The 14,796-nt window shown below is 69.5% G+C and carries 13 protein-coding genes; 10 read left to right on the plus strand and 3 right to left on the minus strand.

Annotation, left to right across the window (positions count from 1 at the left end):
* The first annotated feature begins 246 nt into the window (after positions 1-246).
* Positions 247-1,761, plus strand: a complete 1,515-nt coding sequence (gene eccD, locus ABZV31_RS32945) for a type VII secretion integral membrane protein EccD (RefSeq protein ID WP_355900535.1) — start codon at positions 247-249, stop codon at positions 1,759-1,761.
* A gap of 72 nt (positions 1,762-1,833) precedes the next feature.
* A complete protein-coding gene (locus ABZV31_RS32950) occupies positions 1,834-3,333 on the plus strand; it encodes a PQQ-binding-like beta-propeller repeat protein (protein ID WP_355900536.1) in 1,500 nt (499 codons plus the stop codon).
* A 55-nt stretch (positions 3,334-3,388) separates the two neighbouring features.
* Here the strand turns inward: ABZV31_RS32950 and ABZV31_RS32955 are convergent, their stop codons facing one another.
* Positions 3,389-3,679 carry a DUF397 domain-containing protein gene (locus ABZV31_RS32955; protein ID WP_355900537.1) on the minus strand — a complete coding sequence of 97 codons (291 nt, stop codon included), beginning with the start codon at positions 3,677-3,679 and terminating at the stop codon, positions 3,389-3,391.
* A gap of 291 nt (positions 3,680-3,970) precedes the next feature.
* Between ABZV31_RS32955 and rpsO the strand changes: the two genes are divergently transcribed.
* From rpsO to ABZV31_RS32980, 5 genes are all read left to right on the plus strand, one after another.
* Positions 3,971-4,258 carry a 30S ribosomal protein S15 gene (gene rpsO, locus ABZV31_RS32960; RefSeq protein WP_014675377.1) on the plus strand — a complete coding sequence of 96 codons (288 nt, stop codon included), beginning with the start codon at positions 3,971-3,973 and terminating at the stop codon, positions 4,256-4,258.
* Positions 4,259-4,593: 335 nt separating this feature from the next.
* Entirely contained in the window at positions 4,594-6,837 is a 2,244-nt protein-coding gene (locus ABZV31_RS32965) for a polyribonucleotide nucleotidyltransferase (protein ID WP_355900538.1), read from the plus strand.
* A complete protein-coding gene (locus ABZV31_RS32970; protein WP_355900539.1) occupies positions 6,834-8,213 on the plus strand; it encodes a pitrilysin family protein in 1,380 nt (459 codons plus the stop codon). Before ABZV31_RS32965 ends, ABZV31_RS32970 begins: the two co-directional genes overlap by 4 nt.
* A 69-nt stretch (positions 8,214-8,282) precedes the next feature.
* Positions 8,283-9,035 (plus strand): 4-hydroxy-tetrahydrodipicolinate reductase, encoded by a 753-nt coding sequence (dapB, locus tag ABZV31_RS32975; protein WP_355900540.1) that lies wholly within the window; start codon positions 8,283-8,285, stop codon positions 9,033-9,035.
* A gap of 16 nt (positions 9,036-9,051) precedes the next feature.
* Positions 9,052-9,507: a hypothetical protein gene (locus ABZV31_RS32980; RefSeq protein ID WP_355900541.1), complete on the plus strand. Its 456-nt coding sequence runs from the start codon at positions 9,052-9,054 to the stop codon at positions 9,505-9,507.
* 70 nt (positions 9,508-9,577) lie between these two features.
* Here ABZV31_RS32980 and ABZV31_RS32985 read toward each other — a convergent pair whose 3' ends face one another.
* Both ABZV31_RS32985 and ABZV31_RS32990 read right to left on the minus strand, forming a co-directional pair.
* Positions 9,578-10,132, minus strand: a complete 555-nt coding sequence (locus ABZV31_RS32985) for a hypothetical protein (RefSeq protein WP_355900542.1) — start codon at positions 10,130-10,132, stop codon at positions 9,578-9,580.
* 146 nt (positions 10,133-10,278) lie between these two features.
* Positions 10,279-10,518, minus strand: a complete 240-nt coding sequence (locus ABZV31_RS32990; RefSeq protein WP_355900543.1) for a hypothetical protein — start codon at positions 10,516-10,518, stop codon at positions 10,279-10,281.
* A gap of 211 nt (positions 10,519-10,729) precedes the next feature.
* On the opposite strand from ABZV31_RS32990, the gene thyX reads away from it, so the two are divergent.
* From thyX to ABZV31_RS33005, 3 genes are all read left to right on the plus strand, one after another.
* Positions 10,730-11,470, plus strand: a complete 741-nt coding sequence (gene thyX, locus ABZV31_RS32995; protein ID WP_355900544.1) for an FAD-dependent thymidylate synthase — start codon at positions 10,730-10,732, stop codon at positions 11,468-11,470.
* A 212-nt stretch (positions 11,471-11,682) separates the two neighbouring features.
* The gene (dapA, locus tag ABZV31_RS33000; RefSeq protein ID WP_355900545.1) at positions 11,683-12,582 is read left to right on the plus strand and encodes a 4-hydroxy-tetrahydrodipicolinate synthase; all 900 of its coding nucleotides are present in this window, start codon (positions 11,683-11,685) and stop codon (positions 12,580-12,582) included.
* 168 nt (positions 12,583-12,750) lie between these two features.
* Positions 12,751-14,436: a ribonuclease J gene (locus tag ABZV31_RS33005; protein WP_355900546.1), complete on the plus strand. Its 1,686-nt coding sequence runs from the start codon at positions 12,751-12,753 to the stop codon at positions 14,434-14,436.
* The last annotated feature ends 360 nt before the right edge of the window (positions 14,437-14,796 follow it).

The raw sequence follows: 14,796 nt of genomic DNA on the forward strand, positions 1-14,796 counted from the left end.
CGCGTGATCCTACTGACTTCACGAGAGGCGAAGGGGCGGTAGGGTGCCGGATGTTCGCGTGAGCACACGCGTAACAGGCCGGAGAATCGGGGCATTCCGCGCGATGTGCAGCGGTAGAGCGCCCCGGCGACGGCCAGCCGGCACCCTTTCCGCCGCGTCGCCGCACCATCGGCGGCGCGGACCGGGGAAAGAGGCGCAGGACCTTCACACCGCAGACGCAGAACCATCACTGAGGGGGAGCAGCAGGTGAGCATGACGGCCTCCGCGGCGGCCACCGGGGCGGGCGGGCCCGGAACCGGAGCGCCCTCCGGGGCCGGCACGGGGCTCGGCTTCTGCCGGGTCACGATCGTCGCGCCCGACAGCCGGATCGACGTGGCGCTGCCCGACGACATCCCGGTCGCCGACATCTACCCGGAGATCCTCAGGCTCTCCCAGCAGGCCCCCGCCGAGGGCGCCCCGGTCGGCTACCACCTCGTACGCCGGGACGGCACCGTCCTCGACAGCTCCCGCTCGTTCGCCGCCCAGCGCATCCTCGACGGCGAACTGCTCACGCTGCGCCCGTTCTCCGAGTCGCTGCCGCCCGCGGTCTTCGACGACGTGTCCGACGCGGTCGCCGCCGCGGTGACGCGTGAGCACACGCTGTGGGGCGGCGACCTGACGCGCGCCGCGGGCCTGGTCGGCGGCGGTGTCCTGCCGGTCCTGCTCGCGTTCGTGGCCTGGGCCGCCGACCCGCGCCACGACATGCACAGCCTGCCCGGCATCCTCGCCGCCGTCGCCGGCGTGCTCCTGGTCGTCCTGGCCTGCGTGCGGGCCCGCGTCTACGACGACCGGGCCTCGGCCGTCGCGCTCGGCCTCGGTGCGCTGCCCAACGTCGGGGTGGCGGGTTCGGGGCTCCTCCCACTCGCCGACGGCCAGGGCATCGGCAAGCTGCAGTTCCTCCTCGCCTGCGCGGCCGTGCTGCTGGCCTCGGTCGTCCTCACGCTGTGCTCCCCGGGCGGAGACGGCCCGTTCGTCGCCTTCGTCTGCGGGTCCGCCATCGGTCTCCTCGCGGTGTTCACGGCGATCCTCGTGCACTGGAGCCCGTCCGAGATCGCCGCGCTGTGCGCACCGGTCGCCGTGGGGGCGCTGGCCTTCCTGCCCGGTCTGTCGATGCGCTTCGCCCGCCTGCCGATCGGCTTCGACCCCCCGAACGCGGCCCCGCGCACCACGTACGGTGCCGAGGCCGCCGCGCCCGAGCCGGTCGACGCCGAGCGCATCGCGGCGCAGGCCCGCCGCGGCCACGAACTCCTCGTCGGCCTGGTCGGCGGCTGCGCGGTGATCGCGGTCGGCGCCTCGGCGGTCCTCGGCTTCTCCGACGACGTCTGGGCCCAGCTGCTCGCCCTGATCACCGGCGTCGCGCTGCTGATGCGCGCCCAGCTCTTCCGCTACACCGCCCAGGTCGCCCCGGTGCTCGCCGCCGGCCTCGCCTCCCTCGTGCTGCTCGGCCTCGGCCTGGCCCTGAACCCGCCCCGGACGCTCGTCCTAGAGGCCCTGCGGGGAGACCGCAGTGGCCTCGACATCCGCACCATCTGGCTCGTCGCGGCCATCGCGGCGGCGGCCGCCCTCGTCACCGCGATCGGCCTCATCGTCCCGCGCAGGGGCCTCAGCCCCTTCTGGGGACGCTTCATGGAGATCGCCGAGGGCTTCGTCCTGCTGACCCTGGTGCCGCTGGCCCTCGCCGTCTTCGACGTGTACGCGACCGTCCGGTCGATGACCAGCTGAGCCCGCTCCGGCCGACACGACAAACGCACGAGCTCCCGCCGGGTGGGGCTGTGCACGAAGGGACCTCGCCGCGTGAGCTTCGGCCCGCCGCCTTCCATCTACACGCAGTCCGCCGTGGCCGCGGACGACCAGCGCAAGAAGCGCCGTCGAAACAAGCTGCTGGGATTGGCCGCGATCGTCCTCGTCGCTGCCATGGTCGTGGCCGGCCTGATCGCCATGGGCGACGACAAGACGCCGACCAAGGACGACAAAGCGCCGTCCGCGGTCGGCCAGGGCCGCCTCGACGTCCGTGAGACGGTCGAGAAGCGGCCCGCGAACACCACCGGTGTCATGGCCTTCCGCTTCTCGACCGACGACATGTCTCCCGGCGAGCACGATGAGATGCCGGGCATGTGGGCCACGGACAAAATCCTCGCCAAGGGCATCAAGAGCACCCTCGTCGGCCTCCGAATCGGCACGGACGCCACACCGGGCAAGGAGACGTGGCGCCTCCGGCTCTCCGGGCTGATCTGCGGCTACACGCGCCGTGTGACCGGCGAGAACCGTACGGCCGTCCTGTCGCGGGCGCGCGACGACGAGGGCGCCCCCTGCAACCACGTGACCTTCGTCGACCTCGACGACGGTCAGAAGATCTGGGACCACGAGTTTCCCACCTCGAGCGACAGCCTGGACACCCCCAGCGTGACCCTCACCCACGCCACGGTCGCCGTGACGTGGGGCGGGGGCACCGAGGCATACGACATGGACCTCGGCAAGCGGCTGTGGAGCACCACGCCTCCCGGCAAGTGCCGCGACACGGGTGCCGCGGGCGGGCGGGCGCTGCTCGTCCGGCTCATATGCTGGAATCCCGGCAAGAATCCCACCGCGTGGACCGCGACCACATACAGGGTGCGCAAGCTCGATCCGCGCACAGGTCGCGTCCTGTGGACGTACTGGGTCGCCCCGGGTATCAGGGACGTGAGAGTGCCCTCCACCGAGCCGGCCGTCCTCGCAATCGCGGCCGGTGAGACCGGCTACACCGAACTGCTCTCCCTCGACGACCACGGTGCGAACCGGGCCACGATCCGGCTCAACAGCGGCAACTACGTCGGCGAGTGCTCCGACGACATCGACTACCTCGTCCTCGACGACTGTCCGACGATCGCGGTCGGTGCGGGCCAGGCCTTCGTGCGCAGCAAGGAGGCCGGCGGCATCCACACCTCCAACTGGGTCATCGGCTTCGACCTGGCGACTGGCAACACGGTCAAGAAGTTCGAGTCCGGGCCCAACGCACTGCTGTACCCGGTGCGGATGAGCGGGGACCAGCTCCTCGCTGTGCGCCTGGGCGACGACCACATCTCACCCTCCGCCCTCGTCAGCCTGAACCCGAGGACGGGGAGCGAGATCCCGTACTTCTACTTCGACGTGCCGATCGAAGCAGAAACGCTCAGCGTCATGGACGCCAACGACATCGTCGTCCAGAACGGGCGCTTGTTCTTCGGCAACCACGCCGCGGACGGCCCGTCCGAGAAGAAGGGCAAGGCGTGGACCTGGCTGGTCCTCGGGATCGGGAGCCTCGCCGTAGAGAACTGACGGAAGGATGAAGGGGACGGCACGCGTGCGTGCCGTCCCCTTCATCCTTCCGTGCTCACTCCGAGGCAAGCCCACCCCGCGGTGCCGCCTCCAGATCGAACTCCCCGTCCCGCGCCCCCAGTACGAACGCCCGCCACTCCGCCTCCGTGTAGCGCAGCACCGTGGACGGGTCGAGGGACGAGCGCATGGCCACGGCGCCGCCGGGAAGGTAGGCGATCTCGACCCGCTCCTCGTGCTCCTCCGTGCCAGGCGCGCAGTGCCACTCCACGCCCGAGATGTCGAGGGCGTACAGTTCGTCCCGCTCCCGCTCCTTGCGTGCCTTGATCTCCGCTTCCGTCTCCGCCATGCCGCAGCGACCCCTTCCCGACGTGGTACGGACCAGTACGGACTCAGTACCGTCCGAGCGCTCACCCTAGTGGCCTCCGGCGTCCCGCCAGGGCGGTTCGGAGACCTGGGAAATCTGGCCGCCACCGCCTGGTACCCTGAGTGACGGCCGTTTGTGTACGCACCCCCGGAGTCCTCTGGCGAGGCTCTGGAGGCCGCGCCCAGCGGATCCCCGCCTTCCGAGTTGTGGAAGTTCCCCCGAGAAGAAGACCGGGGGCACTCGGTGGCCACTCACAGACCATGAGGAGTACGCGTGTCGCTCGACGCCGCTACGAAGAAGCAGATCATCGCCGAGTTCGGTGCCAAGGAGGGTGACACCGGCTCCCCCGAGGTCCAGGTCGCTCTGCTGTCGCGTCGGATCTCCGACCTGACCGAGCACCTCAAGACCCACAAGCACGACCACCACTCCCGCCGGGGTCTGCTGATCCTGGTCGGTCAGCGCCGCCGCCTGCTGCAGTACCTCGCCAAGAAGGACATCCAGCGCTTCCGTGCGCTGGTCGACCGCCTCGGCATCCGCCGCGGTGCGGCGGGCGCCAGGTAAGACGCCGTGAAGGGAGCGGTTCCCGGGACAAAGGGGGCCGCTCCCTTTGCTGTACGTGCGGAAACGTGCGGAGTGTCACCGCCGCTTTGTAGTGTGGTGGCACAACGCACTACGCATGACACAGCGTGATACGGGCTACCCGTTCCGGGTACGGCGTCATCACGCACGACGAACGAGGAGAAGCGCACCTCGCCGCCGCCGGTCCTCGGTAGTGGCCCCCGGGGGAAGCCCCGGGTGCTTCGATCGAAGACCGGCCCGCACCAGACGGAGCGCTTCTCCGCCACCGTCCCCCTGCCACACGGGCCAGGAGGGACGAAGACGAGGAGAAAACGCTAGTGGAGAACGAGACCCACTACGCCGAGGCCGTCATCGACAACGGCTCCTTCGGCACCCGTACCATCCGCTTCGAGACGGGCCGCCTGGCCAAGCAGGCCGCCGGCTCCGCCGTCGCGTACCTGGACGACGACACCATGGTGCTGTCGGCCACCACCGCATCCAAGCAGCCCAAGGAACAGCTCGACTTCTTCCCGCTCACGGTCGACGTCGAGGAGCGCATGTACGCGGCCGGGAAGATCCCCGGTTCCTTCTTCCGCCGTGAGGGCCGGCCCTCCGAGGACGCGATCCTCACCTGCCGCCTCATCGACCGCCCGCTGCGCCCGTCCTTCAAGAAGGGCCTGCGCAACGAGATCCAGGTCGTCGCCACGGTCATGGCCCTCAACCCCGACCACCTGTACGACGTCGTGGCGATCAACGCCGCGTCCGCGTCCACGCAGCTGGCCGGACTGCCCTTCTCCGGCCCGATCGGCGGCGTCCGCGTCGCGCTGATCAACGGCCAGTGGGTCGCCTTCCCGACGCACACCGAGCTCGAGGACGCCGTCTTCGACATGGTGGTCGCCGGCCGCGTCCTGGAGGACGGCGACGTCGCGATCATGATGGTCGAGGCCGAGGCCACCGACAAGACCATCCAGCTGGTTCAGGGCGGCGCCGAGGCCCCCACCGAGGAGGTCGTCGCCGCCGGTCTCGAGGCCGCGAAGCCCTTCATCAAGGTGCTGTGCAAGGCCCAGTCGGACCTCGCCGCGAAGGCCGCCAAGCCGACCGCCGAGTTCCCGATCTTCCTCGACTACCAGGACGACGTCCTGGAGGCGCTGACCGCCGCCGTCCGCCCCGAGCTGGCTCAGGCGCTCACCATCGCCGGCAAGCAGGAGCGCGAGGCCGAGCTGGACCGCGTCAAGCAGCTCGCCGCCGAGAAGCTCCTGCCGGAGTTCGAGGGCCGCGAGAAGGAGATCTCCGCCGCCTACCGCGCGCTGACCAAGCAGCTGGTCCGTGAGCGCGTCATCAAGGAGAAGAAGCGCATCGACGGCCGTGGCGTGACGGACATCCGTACGCTGGCCGCCGAGGTCGAGGCCATCCCGCGGGTCCACGGTTCGGCCCTGTTCGAGCGCGGCGAGACCCAGATCCTGGGCGTCACCACGCTGAACATGCTGCGCATGGAGCAGCAGCTGGACACCCTCTCGCCGGTGACCCGCAAGCGCTACATGCACAACTACAACTTCCCGCCGTACTCCACCGGTGAGACCGGCCGCGTCGGTTCCCCGAAGCGCCGCGAGATCGGCCACGGCGCCCTCGCCGAGCGCGCCCTGATCCCGGTCCTGCCCTCGCGCGAGGAGTTCCCGTACGCGATCCGTCAGGTCTCCGAGGCCCTCGGGTCCAACGGCTCGACCTCGATGGGTTCGGTCTGCGCCTCCACCATGTCGCTGCTGAACGCCGGTGTGCCGCTGAAGGCCCCGGTCGCCGGTATCGCCATGGGTCTGATCTCCCAGGAGATCGACGGAGAGACGCACTACGTCACCCTCACCGACATCCTCGGTGCGGAGGATGCCTTCGGCGACATGGACTTCAAGGTCGCCGGCACCAGGGAGTTCGTGACCGCGCTCCAGCTCGACACCAAGCTGGACGGCATCCCGGCCTCCGTCCTGGCCGCCGCGCTGAAGCAGGCCCGTGACGCCCGCCTGCACATCCTCGACGTGATGACGGAGGCCATCGACCGGCCGGACGAGATGTCCCCGACCGCCCCGCGGATCATCACCGTCAAGATCCCCGTGGACAAGATCGGCGAGGTCATCGGCCCCAAGGGCAAGATGATCAACCAGATCCAGGAGGACACCGGCGCCGAGATCACCATCGAGGACGACGGCACGATCTACATCGGCGCCGCCGACGGTCCGGCCGCCGAGGCCGCCCGCGCGGCGATCAACGCCATCGCCAACCCGACCATGCCGGAGGTCGGCGAACGCTACCTCGGTACGGTCGTGAAGACCACCACCTTCGGTGCGTTCGTCTCCCTGCTCCCGGGCAAGGACGGCCTGCTGCACATCTCGCAGATCCGCAAGCTGGCCGGCGGCAAGCGCGTGGAGAACGTCGAGGACGTCATCGGCGTGGGCCAGAAGGTCCAGGTTGAGATCGCCGAGATCGACTCCCGCGGCAAGCTCTCCCTCGTTCCCGTGATCCAGGGCGAGGAGGGCACCGACGCTGCATCCAACAGCGGCTCCGCCGCGGAGAAGGACGACGCCGACCAGTGACGTCCCGTGGCTTCAAGGCGACGGCCCGCACCTCTTCGGAGGCGCGGGCCGTCGCCCGTACCCAAACCCTCATCAAGGGCACCAACGGCATCGGCACCGTCCGCAAGACCACCCTCCCGGGCGGTCTGCGCATCGTCACCGAGACCCTGCCCTCGGTGCGCTCGGCCACCTTCGGTATCTGGGCGCACGTCGGCTCCCGCGACGAGACCCCGTCGCTCAACGGCGCCACGCACTACCTGGAGCACCTGCTCTTCAAGGGCACCAGCCGCAGGTCCGCCCTGGACATCTCCTCGGCCATAGACGCGGTCGGCGGTGAGATGAACGCGTTCACGGCGAAGGAGTACACGTGCTACTACGCGCGCGTGCTCGACACCGACCTGCCGCTCGCCATCGACGTGGTCTGTGACATGCTCACCGGCTCGCTGATCCTCGAGGAGGACGTCAACGTCGAGCGCGGCGCGATCCTCGAAGAGATCGCGATGACGGAGGACGACCCGGGCGACTGCGTGCACGATCTGTTTGCGCACACCATGTTCGGCGACAACCCGCTCGGCCGCCCGGTCCTCGGCACGGTCGACACGGTCAACGCCCTCACCGCGGACCGCATCCGCCGCTTCTACAAGAAGCACTACGACCCCACCCACCTGGTGGTCGCCTGCGCCGGCAACATCGACCACCACAAGGTCGTACGGCAGGTCCGTGCCGCCTTCGAGGAGGCGGGCGCCTTCAAGAACCCCGAGGCCGAGCCCATCGCCCCGCGTGAAGGCCGCCGCACCCTCCGCACGGCGGGCAAGGTGAAGCTGCTCGGCCGCAAGACGGAGCAGGCGCACGTCGTCCTCGGGATGCCCGGCCTCGCCCGCACCGACGAGCGCCGCTGGGCCCTGGGCGTACTGAACACCGCCCTCGGGGGCGGTATGTCCTCGCGCCTCTTCCAGGAAGTCCGCGAGAAGCGTGGCCTGGCCTACAGCGTGTACTCCTACACCTCCGGCTTCGCCGACTGCGGCCTGTTCGGCGTGTACGCGGGCTGCCGCCCGAGCCAGGTGCACGACGTGCTGAAGATCTGCCGCGACGAGCTCGACCACGTCGCCGAGAACGGCCTGTCCGACGACGAGATCGGGCGCGCCATCGGCCAGCTCCAGGGCTCCACGGTCCTCGGCCTGGAGGACACGGGTGCACTGATGAACCGTATCGGCAAGAGTGAGCTGTGCTGGGGCGAGCAGATGTCCGTCGACGACATGCTGGCCCGGATAGCCGCGGTGACCCCGGACGAGGTCCGCTCGGTCGCCCGCGACATCCTGGGACAGCGCCCGTCGCTGTCGGTCATCGGCCCGCTCAAGGACAAGCAGGCCTCCCGTCTGCACGACGCCGTCGCCTGACACTTGTCATCGGAGTGGAAGCCCCGGCGCGGAAGCCCGTAAACCGTCTTCGGTAAGGAAGCAAGAGAGATGAGCAAGCTGCGCGTGGCGGTCCTCGGTGCCAAGGGCCGGATCGGGTCAGAGGCGGTACGGGCGGTCGAGGCCGCCGAGGACATGGAGCTGGTCGCCGCCCTCAGCCGGGGCGACAAGCTGGAGACGCTCGCCGAGACCGGCGCCCAGGTGGCGGTCGAACTGACCACGCCGGCCTCCGTCATGGGCAACCTCGACTTCTGCGTACGGCACGGCATCCACGCCGTCGTCGGCACCACCGGCTGGACCGACGAGCGCCTCGCGCAGCTGAAGGGCTGGCTCGCCCAGTCCCCGGAGACGGGCGTGCTCATCGCGCCGAACTTCTCCATCGGGGCCGTCCTGACCATGAAGTTCGCGCAGATCGCCGCGCCGTACTTCGAGTCGGTCGAGGTCGTCGAGCTGCACCACCCGAACAAGGTGGACGCCCCCAGCGGCACCGCCACGCGCACCGCCCAGCTCATCGCCGAGGCCCGGGCGAAGGCGGGCTCGGCCCCGGCGCCGGACGCCACGGTCACCGCCCTGGACGGCGCCCGCGGAGCGAACGTCGACGGCGTGCCGGTGCACGCGGTGCGCCTGCGCGGCCTGCTCGCCCACCAGGAGGTCCTGCTCGGCGGCGAGGGCGAGACGCTGACCATCCGCCACGACTCGCTCCACCACAGCAGCTTCATGCCGGGCATCCTGCTCGGCGTGCGCCGCGTGGTGACCACTCCGGGCCTGACCTTCGGCCTGGAGCACTTTCTCGACCTGAACTGAGGCACCGAGCCCCGTCATGCGCGCGAAGATCACCTACCTCGTCACGGCCGCCGTCCTGGTCTTCTACTTCGTCCTGGTCGGCAGCCGCGGCGTCATGCTCATCCAGTCCGGCACGCCCGTGACCGTCACCTTCGGGATCGCCGTGCTGATCCTGCCGGTGATCGGCCTGTGGTTCCTGTGGAAGAACACCCAGTTCGTCCGCAAGGCCAACCAGCTCGCCGCCGAACTCGACGCCGAAGGAGGCCTGCCCGTCGACGAGTTGAAGCGCACGCCCAGCGGGCGCATCGACCGCGACTCGGCCGACGAGGTCTTCGCCAAGCGCAAGGCCGAGACGGAGGCGGCCCCCGACGACTGGCGCACCTGGTTCCGCCTCGCCATCGCCTACCACGACGCCCGCGACACCCCACGGGCCCGCAAGGCCATGCAACGCGCGATCGCCCTGCACGACGGCAAGCCGGTGGAGGCCGCCTGACAGGCGCACTCTCCGGAGGCCGGTGGGCCGGAGCGCGCCGCGCGCTCCGGCCCACCCACATCCGGAGAACTCAGCCCCGCCCGTACTCCTCGGCCCACGCCTCCACCGAGTCCGCCGCCCGGTCGAACGCCTCGAGGCGGCCCAGGAAGTCGGCGTTGTGCGTGGTCAGCAGCGGGGGCACGTCGTCCGGCGCACGACCCTCGCGCACCAGCACCAGCGCCTGCCCCTGCACCGTGCGGGGCAGCCCGAGCCAGCGCACCGGCTGCTGCACCGTCCGCACGCTGACGACCTGCGCCCAGCGCGTCGTACGGCTGACGAGGAAGCCCACCTGGCGCAGCCCGCGTGCGCTCACCCACACGCCCATGCGCAGCAGCCGCAGCGCGCCGGCGATGACCGCCAGCGCGACGCCGAAACAGAACCCGGCCTCGGGCAGCGTGCCGGTCAGCGCGATGGCGACCGCCGCGAACAGCACGAACGAGGCGAGCAGGAGCAGGAGGGCCGCCGCGCCCACCCGCCAGGGCCCGGGCCGGTAGGGGCGCCGCCAGCGCCGGTTGTCGTCGAACGGCAGCGCGACATCGTCCGCTGCATCGAAGGCGCGGTCGGCCGTCAGGAAAGGCAGGGGCACGGCTGGTCCTCACTCAATCCATGCATGGGCTGTGCCGGTGAGGCTATCCGCCTGTGTCCCTGCTCACCACCCGTGGGGGTCCATGGGGGTACCTCCCGCGCCGTTCCTCCCGCGCCGTTCAGGCAGCGGGGCGGGGCCGGACCGGCTCAGTGGCCGTGGGAGGCCTGGGACTGCTGCGTCTGGGCGGGGGAGTGGCTGATCGACAACGCAGGCATCCCCAGGATCAGGGAACCCACGAGGGCGGCGACGATGGTGAGGCCCAGCAGGCAGCGCCCGGCTATCTCCCCGGCAGACGCCCGCTCGCGGGGAGGGGGAGCGACATTGCTGCGGAACCTGTCAGCTTCGGCGACGAAGGCGAACGGGACGGGTTCGCGCCGAAAGGACATCTGGGGTGCAGCTCCTTTCTGTGCTCTCGGTGCTCGATCGGATCGCTGTCACCCACACAGACGAGCGAGTGTCCCGAAAGGTGCCCGCTTCCCCCGAATTCTCTGAAGTTCGCCGAAGATGTCGCGGCCCGGCACCGAACGCCCCGATGTCAGCGCCGGGCCGTAGAGTGGGCGCCGCCCGAGAGACGTGAAGGAAGGGACCCTCCGAGCCGTGACCGACACCCCCGCCGACGACCTCAAGCCCAGCTTCCGCAGCGACGTCACCGTCGAGCTGGTCAAGCACACCGCGTCGGACGCCGACGTGCTGTTCGCCGCGCGCGTCTCGACCATCGGCGAGCAGTCCCTGGACGAGCTGAACAAGGATCCGGAGCGCTCCAAGGGCCTGATCAACTACCTGATGCGGGACCGGCACGGCAGCCCCTTCGAGCACAACTCGATGACGTTCTTCATCAGCGCCCCGATCTTCGTCTTCCGCGAGTTCATGCGGCACCGCGTGGGCTGGTCGTACAACGAGGAGTCGGGCCGGTACCGGGAGCTCCAGCCGGTCTTCTACGTCCCCGACGAGTCCCGCAAGCTCGTCCAGGAGGGCCGTCCGGGCAAGTACAAGTTCGTCGAAGGCACCCAGGCCCAGCAGGAGCTGGTCGGCCGCGTCATGGAGGACTCGTACCAGGAGTCGTACAAGGCCTACCAGGAGATGCTCGCCGCCGGCGTCGCCCGCGAGGTCGCCCGCTCGGTCCTCCCGGTGGGCCTGTACTCCTCGATGTACGCCACCTGCAACGCCCGCTCGCTGATGCACTTCCTCGGCCTGCGCACCCAGCACGAGCTGGCGAAGGTGCCGTCCTTCCCGCAGCGCGAGATCGAGATGGTCGGCGAGAAGATGGAGGCGGAGTGGGCCAAGCTCATGCCGCTCACGTACGCCGCCTTCAACGCCAACGGCCGGGTCGCGCCGTAGCGCACACCCGTTTTCCCGGCAGGCACAGATGTACGGACCAGCCCTCGGGAAGTGTCCGTATTGCGGCATTTGGGGAAGTTCATCTAGCCTGATCAAACGGACCCGGCACTGCTTGAACCCCCGAGCAGGCAGTGCCGGGCTCCATCTTTGTCGCGACTTGTCGCCTGCCCCGAGGGCAGACCCCGCTTTGAGCAACGAGTAGCGTGTTACCCATGGCTCCGACCTCCACTCCGCAGACCCCCTTCGGGCGGGTCCTCACCGCCATGGTCACGCCCTTCACGGCGGACGGCGCACTCGACCTCGACGGCGCGCAGCGGCTCGCCGCCCATCTGGTGGACGCAGGCAACGACGGCCTGGTGATCAACGGCACCACCGGCGAGTCCCCCACCACCAGCGACGCGGAGAAATCGGATCTCGTACGGGCGGTCCTGGAGGCGGTCGGCGACCGCGCCCACATCGTGGCCGGTGTCGGAACCAACGACACCCACCACAGCATCGAGCTGGCCCGCGCCGCCGAGAAGGCCGGCGCACACGGCCTGCTGACCGTCACGCCGTACTACAACAAGCCCCCGCAGGAGGGCCTGTACCGGCACTTCAAGGCCATCGCCGACGCCACCGAGCTGCCGGTCATGCTCTACGACATCCCGGGCCGCAGCGGCGTCCCGATCAACACGGAGACACTCGTCCGCCTCGCCGAGCACCCGCGGATCGTCGCCAACAAGGACGCCAAGGGCGACCTCGGCCGCGCCAGCTGGGCCATCGCCCGCTCCGGCCTCGCCTGGTACTCCGGCGACGACATGCTGAACCTGCCGCTGCTCTCCGTGGGCGCGGTCGGCTTCGTCTCGGTCGTCGGCCACGTGGTCACCCCGGACCTGCGTGCCCTGCTCGAGGCGTACACGGCCGGTGACGTCCAGAAGGCCACCGAGATCCACCAGAAGCTCCTGCCGGTCTACACCGGCATGTTCCGCACCCAGGGCGTCATGACCACCAAGGCCGCACTCGCCCTGCAGGGACTGCCTGGCGGGCCGCTGCGGCCGCCCATGATCGAGCTCACGCCCGAAGAGATCGAGCAGCTCAAGATCGATCTTGCCGGGGGCGGGGTACAGCTCTGACAACGAGACCTCGCGAGACCGCTCGCCCCTACAAGGCTCCACATCAGGCTTCACAACTGAATAAGCAGGCCACCGGTGCCTGCATCCCACACGACAACTGCTTCTGCACGAACGTCACGCGCGCCACGTGCCTTACCGGTACGTGGCGCGCGTGGTGAGGAGAGTCTTTTGAGTCATCCGCATCCTGAACTCGGCTCGCCCCCGCCGCTCCCCGACGGCGGCCTGCGGGTCACCCCGCTCGGCGGCCTCGGCGAGATCGGCCGGAACATGACGGTCTTCGAGTACGGCGGACGCCTGTTGATCGTCGACTGCGGAGTGCTCTTCCCCGAGGAGGAGCAGCCCGGAATCGACCTGATCCTGCCGGACTTCTCGTCGATCCGGGACCGTCTCGACGACATCGAGGGCATCGTCCTCACGCACGGTCACGAGGACCACATCGGCGGCGTCCCGTATCTCCTGCGGGAGAAGGCGGACATCCCCCTGATCGGCTCCAAGCTGACCCTCGCCCTCATCGAGGCCAAGCTCCAGGAGCACCGCATCCGTCCGTACACCCTGGAGGTGGCGGAGGGGAACCGCGAACGCATCGGCCCGTTCGACTGCGAGTTCATCGCGGTCAACCACTCCATCCCGGACGCCCTCGCGGTCGCCATCCGCACGCCCGCCGGCATGGCCGTCCACACCGGTGACTTCAAGATGGACCAGCTCCCGCTGGACAACCGGCTGACGGACCTGCATGCGTTCGCACGGCTGAGCGAGGAAGGCATCGACCTCCTCCTCACCGACTCGACGAACGCCGAGGTGCCCGGCTTCACCCCGCACGAGCGCGACATCTCCAACGTCCTGCGCCAGGTCTTCGCCGCCGCACAAAAGCGGATCATCGTGGCGAGCTTCGCCAGCCATGTCCATCGCATCCAGCAGATTCTGGACGCGGCGCACGAATACGGCCGCCGGGTGGCGTTCGTGGGCCGCTCGATGGTGCGCAACATGGGCATCGCGCGGGATCTGGGCTACCTGAAGGTCCCGCCGGGCCTGGTGGTGGACGTCAAGACGCTGGACGACCTGCCGGACAACGAGGTCGTGCTGGTGTGCACGGGTTCGCAGGGCGAGCCGATGGCCGCGTTGTCGCGCATGGCCAACCGCGACCACCAGATCCGCATCGTCGAGGGCGACACGGTGATCCTGGCGTCGTCGCTGATCCCCGGCAACGAGAACGCGGTGTACCGGGTCATCAACGGCCTGACCCGCTGGGGCGCCAACGTCATCCACAAGGGCAACGCCAAGGTGCACGTCTCTGGCCACGCCTCGGCCGGCGAGCTGCTGTACTTCTACAACATCTGCCGACCGAAGAACCTCATGCCGGTCCATGGCGAATGGCGCCACCTGCGCGCCAACGCCGAGCTGGGCGCGCTGACGGGTGTCCCGCACGACCGGATCGTCATCGCCGAGGACGGCGTGACCGTCGACCTCGTCGAGGGCAAGGCCAAGATCTCCGGCAAGGTCCAGGCCGGGTACGTCTACGTCGACGGCCTCTCGGTCGGCGACGTCGGCGAGCCCGCGCTCAAGGACCGCAAGATCCTCGGCGACGAGGGCATCATCTCGGTCTTCGTGGTGGTGGACTCGACCACGGGCAAGATCACCGGCGGCCCGCACCTGCAGGCCCGCGGTTCGGGCATCGAGGACTCCGCCTTCGGCGAGGTCATCCCGAAGATCGCGGAAGCGCTGGAGCGGTCCGCCCAGGAAGGCATCGCGGATGCCCACCAGCTGCAGCAACTCGTCCGCCGCACGCTGGGCAAGTGGGTCTCGGACTCGTATCGGCGCAGGCCGATGATCCTCCCGGTGGTCGTGGAGGTCTGACCCGCGTACGACCGTCCGTACCCGTGAACTGGCAGCGGGGCGCCTCGATTTGCATCGGGGCGCCCCGCTCCAGTACGTTTACGACTCCGCCCGGACGGGAACCTGGACGCCTCGTGCGCTCCAGTGGTGTCCCGGAGGGGGCGGGAAATCCGGCTCAGAATCTCTGATAAAGTCGGAGCCGCTGGAAAGGGAAACGCGAAAGCGGGAACCTGAAAGGCGGCCGAAAGGCAAATCCCGCCGACCGGGAATCGGATCGAGAAAAGATCTGATAGAGTCGGAGACACCGAAGGGAAGCGCCCGGAGGAAAGCCCGAGAGGGTGAGTACGAAGGAAGCGTCCGTTCCTTGAGAACTCAACAGCG

Source organism: Streptomyces sp. NPDC005202, from assembly GCF_040608235.1.
In the GTDB taxonomy this organism is placed as follows: Bacteria; Actinomycetota; Actinomycetes; order Streptomycetales; family Streptomycetaceae; genus Streptomyces.

Excerpts from the sequence above, each read along its gene's own strand:
- dapA (WP_355900545.1), top strand. The coding sequence starts at position 11,683 with ATGGCTCCGACCTCCACTCCGCAGACCCCCTTCGGGCGGGTCCTCACC.
- ABZV31_RS32980 (WP_355900541.1), top strand. The coding sequence starts at position 9,052 with ATGCGCGCGAAGATCACCTACCTCGTCACGGCCGCCGTCCTGGTCTTC.
- ABZV31_RS32990 (WP_355900543.1), bottom strand. The coding sequence starts at position 10,518 with ATGTCCTTTCGGCGCGAACCCGTCCCGTTCGCCTTCGTCGCCGAAGCT.
- dapB (WP_355900540.1), top strand. The coding sequence starts at position 8,283 with ATGAGCAAGCTGCGCGTGGCGGTCCTCGGTGCCAAGGGCCGGATCGGG.
- ABZV31_RS32955 (WP_355900537.1), bottom strand. The coding sequence starts at position 3,679 with ATGGCGGAGACGGAAGCGGAGATCAAGGCACGCAAGGAGCGGGAGCGG.